The organism is Kitasatospora sp. NPDC093558 (assembly GCF_040683475.1).
GTDB lineage: Bacteria > Actinomycetota > Actinomycetes > Streptomycetales > Streptomycetaceae > Kitasatospora.
Genome location: NZ_JBFBDY010000601.1, coordinates 1 through 3,776 on the forward strand (window position 1 = coordinate 1; position 3,776 = coordinate 3,776).

At 71.7% G+C, this 3,776-nt stretch carries 4 protein-coding genes; all 4 read left to right on the plus strand.

The features are described from left to right. The first annotated feature begins 229 nt into the window (after positions 1–229). The 4 genes from AB0O00_RS32270 to recA all read left to right on the plus strand — a co-directional run bounded on the left by AB0O00_RS32270 (position 230) and on the right by recA (position 3,668). A complete protein-coding gene (locus AB0O00_RS32270; protein ID WP_363657832.1) occupies positions 230–784 on the plus strand; it encodes a GNAT family N-acetyltransferase in 555 nt (184 codons plus the stop codon). Between the two features lie 87 nt (positions 785–871). Then, on the plus strand, positions 872–1,066 hold the full coding sequence (locus AB0O00_RS32275; protein ID WP_363657834.1) for a DUF3046 domain-containing protein: 195 nt from the start codon (positions 872–874) through the stop codon (positions 1,064–1,066). A gap of 82 nt (positions 1,067–1,148) precedes the next feature. Continuing rightward, positions 1,149–2,372, plus strand: coding sequence for an AI-2E family transporter (locus AB0O00_RS32280; protein WP_363657836.1), 1,224 nt, complete (start codon positions 1,149–1,151; stop codon positions 2,370–2,372). A 177-nt stretch (positions 2,373–2,549) separates the two neighbouring features. After that, on the plus strand, positions 2,550–3,668 hold the full coding sequence (recA, locus tag AB0O00_RS32285; protein WP_363657838.1) for a recombinase RecA: 1,119 nt from the start codon (positions 2,550–2,552) through the stop codon (positions 3,666–3,668). Positions 3,669–3,776: the final 108 nt, after the last annotated feature.

Here is a 3,776-nt window from a genome sequence, read left to right on the forward strand (position 1 = left end):
GACGCGGCCCGGCTCGCCGCCCTGCTGGCCACGACCGCCGCGGACGCCTGCCCGCCGGGGCCGTACGCGTGCGGGGACCGGCAGTACTTCGGCGCGGGGATGCTGGCGCTGCCGCGGTAGCCGGACCCGGTGGCCGGAGCGGGCGTGGAAAGCGGGCGTGGAAAGCGGAGGCGGGAAGCGGACGGGAAATTCGGGTGACGGGCGCGCGGGGCCGGGTGAGGATCGGGGGATGACCGCATTCCTCACCACCGAGCGTCTCGTGCTGCGCCGCTTCACCGCCGCCGACGTCGACCACCTGGTCGAACTGGACGGCGATCCCGAGGTGATGCGCTGCCTCTCCGGCGGGCGGCCGACCCCGCGGGAGGTCGTCGAGGGCGAGCTGATACCTCTTTATTTCGCGCACTACGAGCGCTACGGGGACCTGAGCTGGTGGGCCGCGGAGGAGCGGACGGGCGGTGCCTTCCTCGGCTGGTTCGAGTTCCGGCCGACGGAGGATGGCGAGCGCGCCGAGGTCGAGCTCGGGTACCGGCTGCGCCGGGCCGCCTGGGGGCGCGGGTACGCGACCGAGGGCGCGCGGGCGCTGATCCGCCGCGGTTTCACCGGACTCGGCGTGGAGCGGGTGGTCGCCTACACGATGGCGGTCAACGCGGGCTCCCGCCGGGTGATGGAGAAGAGCGGCCTCTCGTACGTCCGGACCTTCCACGAGGACTATCCGGAGGCCATCCCCGGCAGCGAGCACGGCGAGGTCGAGTACGCGCTGGAGCGGTCCGACTGGCAGGGCTGAGGGGCGGGACTGACGGGCAGGGCTGACGGGACCGGCAGGACCGGCGCGGCCGGGGGCTCCGGAGGCCGGTCCGGGATACTGGACGGCATGAGGCTGACGGAGTTCTGGCGACGGATGTACGAGCACTTCGGGGAGACGTACGCGGAGTCGTTCGCCTCCGACCACGTCATGAGCGAGCTCGGGGGGCGGACCGTCCAGCAGGCGCTGGACGCGGGCTGGGAGGCCAAGGACGTCTGGCGGGTGGTCTGCGAGACCCAGGGGGTCTCCGCGCTGCTCCGCTGAGCGGGCCCGGCCGTCCCCCGGATGACGGCCGGATCCGGCCGTACCGGCCTTCGCCGCCGGGCGGATGGGACAGACTGTCCGGGTGACAAACGACGCAGAGCAGCAGAATTCGGACAGGCCGGCGAAGGCGCCGGACGGGGGCGGTGGTTTCTGGGGCGGCGGGATGCCGCGCTGGCTGCCGCGGGCGATGGTGCTCGCCTTCGTCCTGCTCGGACTGTTCCAGCTCGCCGACTGGGCGTTCCGTCAGCTCATCGACCTCTTCGTGATGCTGCTGGTGGCCTTCTTCCTGTCGCTCGCGCTGGAGCCCGCCGTCGACCGGATGGCCGCGCGTGGGGTGCGCCGGGGCGTCGGGACGTTCCTGGTGTTCGTCGCGGTCGCCGTCGCCGTCCTCGGGTTCCTGGCGGCGCTCGGCACGCTGCTGGTGGACCAGGTCGCGAAGATCGCGGGGGACCTGCCGCACCTGGTCGACAACCTGATCAACTGGTTCAACCGGACGTTCCATCAGGACCTCTCGCTGGGTGAGCTGCAGAAGAAGCTGCTCAAGGACTCCGGCACGATCGAGGGCTACGCCCAGCAGGCCGCCGACAACGTCTGGGGCCTGTCGTCCACCGTGATCGGCGGGCTCTTCCAGGCCTTCACGGTCGGCCTGTTCACCTTCTACTTCACCGCCGAGGGCCCGCGGGTCCGCCGGACGGTCTGCTCGCTGCTGCCGCCGGCCAAGCAGGGCGAGGTGCTGCGGGCCTGGGAGATCGCGCTCGCCAAGACCGGCGGCTACCTGTACTCGCGCGCGCTGCTCGCGGTCGTGTCGGCGGCCGGGCACTGGGTGATGTTCGCGCTGCTGGACCTGCCGTACGCGGCGGCGCTGGCGATCTGGGTCGGCGTCATGTCGCAGTTCGTGCCGACCATCGGGACGTACCTCGCGGGCGCGCTGCCGGTGCTGGTGGCGCTCACCGTGGAGCCGGTGGACGCGCTGTGGGTGCTGGTGTTCACGGTGGTGTACCAGCAGGTCGAGAACTACCTGCTGCACCCGAGGATCACCGCGCGGACGGTGGACGTGCACCCGGCGGTGGCGTTCGGGGCGGTGATCGCGGGCGCGGCGCTGCTCGGCGCGGTCGGCGCGCTGATCGCGATCCCGGCGGCGGCCACCTTGCAGGGGTTCGTCGGGACGTACGTGCGGCGCTACGAGGTGGCGACCGACCCGCGGATCGACCGCGGCGAGCAGCGGCGGGCCCGGCGGGAGCTGCGCCGGGAGGCGGCGCGGCGGCTGCGGCGGATGGTCGGGGGCGGGTCGGACGAGGTGGGCTGACCCCGGCCGGCCGGATGTGCCCGGCGGGACGTGCGACGCTTGAATCGAACAGATGTTCTTTGTACTCTCCGGCGAGGAGTTTTCCACAGGCGGAGCCCGGTGGGGCTCGTTTGTCAGTGGGACGCGCTAGCGTCGAGGACGATGAAGCGCACAGCACAGAACCCGAAGGAAAAGGCCATGGCAGGTACGGACCGCGAGAAGGCCCTAGAGACCGCTCTCGCCCAGATCGAGCGGCAGTTCGGCAAGGGCTCGGTGATGCGCCTCGGCGAGAAGGCCAACGAGCCGATCGACGTGATCTCCACCGGGTCCACCGCCCTGGACGTCGCCCTCGGGGTCGGTGGCATCCCCCGGGGCAGGGTCGTCGAGATCTACGGCCCCGAGTCCTCCGGCAAGACCACCCTGACGCTGCACCTCGCGGCCAACGCCCAGCGGGCCGGCGGCACGGTCGCGTTCGTCGACGCGGAGCACGCGCTCGACCCCGAGTACGCCAAGAAGCTCGGCGTGGACACCGACGCCCTGCTGGTCAGCCAGCCGGACACCGGCGAGCAGGCCCTGGAGATCACCGACATGCTGATCCGCTCCGGCGCGATCGACCTGGTGATCATCGACTCGGTCGCCGCGCTCGTCCCGCGCGCCGAGATCGAGGGCGAGATGGGCGACTCGCACGTCGGTCTGCAGGCCCGTCTGATGAGCCAGGCGCTGCGCAAGATCGCCGGTGCGCTGAACCAGTCGAACACCACCGCGGTGTTCATCAACCAGCTCCGCGAGAAGATCGGCGTCATGTTCGGCTCGCCGGAGACCACGACCGGTGGCCGCGCGCTGAAGTTCTACGCCTCCGTCCGCCTGGACATCCGCCGGATCGAGACCCTCAAGGACGGCACCGAGGCCGTGGGTAACCGCACCCGCGTCAAGGTCGTCAAGAACAAGGTCGCCGCGCCGTTCAAGCAGGCCGAGTTCGACATCCTCTACGGCGTCGGCATCAGCCGCGAGGGCGGCCTGATCGACATGGGCGTCGAGCACGGCTTCATCCGCAAGTCGGGCGCCTGGTACACCTACGAGGGCGACCAGCTCGGCCAGGGCAAGGAGAACGCCCGCAACTTCCTGCGGGACAACCCGCAGCTCGCCGACGAGATCGAGCGGAAGATCAAGGGCAAGCTCGGCATCGGCCCGAAGACCGAGGAGCCCGCCGAGGGCGCGGCGGACGCCGCTGCCGCCGACGGCGCCGCCAAGCCGATCACCGCGACCGCCGCCAAGACGGCCGCGGCGAAGAAGACGGCGGCGGCCGCCAAGGCCTGAGCCGTTGACGCAGCACGAGGTGGGTGGCGCCGGCCCGGCGTCGCCGGACGACGACTACGGGCCGCCGGACTGGTTCGCCGCCGTGGGGGAGGAGCCGTATCCGGAGCC

What these genes read in the sequence shown, in the direction of transcription:
- recA (WP_363657838.1), top strand. Translation starts at nt 2,550, where the DNA reads ATGGCAGGTACGGACCGCGAGAAGGCCCTAGAGACCGCTCTCGCCCAG.
- AB0O00_RS32270 (WP_363657832.1), top strand. Translation starts at nt 230, where the DNA reads ATGACCGCATTCCTCACCACCGAGCGTCTCGTGCTGCGCCGCTTCACC.
- AB0O00_RS32275 (WP_363657834.1), top strand. Translation starts at nt 872, where the DNA reads ATGAGGCTGACGGAGTTCTGGCGACGGATGTACGAGCACTTCGGGGAG.